At 55.6% G+C, this 529-nt stretch carries 1 protein-coding gene; it reads left to right on the forward strand.

The annotated features are described in order from the left end of the window. The first annotated feature begins 279 nt into the window (after positions 1-279). Positions 280-510 carry a hypothetical protein gene (locus ACOCD2_RS25840; protein WP_295513987.1) on the forward strand — a complete coding sequence of 77 codons (231 nt, stop codon included), beginning with the start codon at positions 280-282 and terminating at the stop codon, positions 508-510. Positions 511-529 lie beyond the last annotated feature (19 nt).

Raw genomic sequence — 529 nt, forward strand, 5'->3', positions numbered from 1 at the left:
CGCTTGTACTCGATACTTTCGAGGAAAAAGGCTGGATGCTTGCAGATCATCCAGCATTAGGCCAAGAACGGCCAGACATTGCTGTTGATTCCGCCTGCTGGCACCCTCCAGCCGCCGATGGCGGCCATAGATTGAATACGGAAACCCTGCGCGCCCGCCAACAATATCCAGCGCCACGATTCATGGTTCCCCTCCCGAGGCTTGACAGTTATTCGCAACGCTACCTTCCCAACACCGGCAGGATCACCGCAGGTCGTACCAGACCCCACGACCACTGCCGTGCTGATCCAAAATGCCGCGCTCAACCAGCGTCCGTGCGTATTCCACCCCAACGTGACTGATTCCAGGGTTTTCCTTGGAATCGGCGGTTACGTTGGGGTGGAATACGCACCCCCGCCTTTTCAGGCGAGGGAACTCAAAAGCGCGAAAAATGAAATCGTCGGTATCAACAAGGCTTCAATCCCCCTCCCCGCCTTTTCAGGCGAGGGAACTCAAAAGCGCGAAAAATGAAATCGTCGGTATCAACAAG

Source organism: Thiolapillus sp. (assembly GCF_048562965.1).
Taxonomy (GTDB): Bacteria; Pseudomonadota; Gammaproteobacteria; order Chromatiales; family Chromatiaceae; genus Thiolapillus; species Thiolapillus brandeum_A.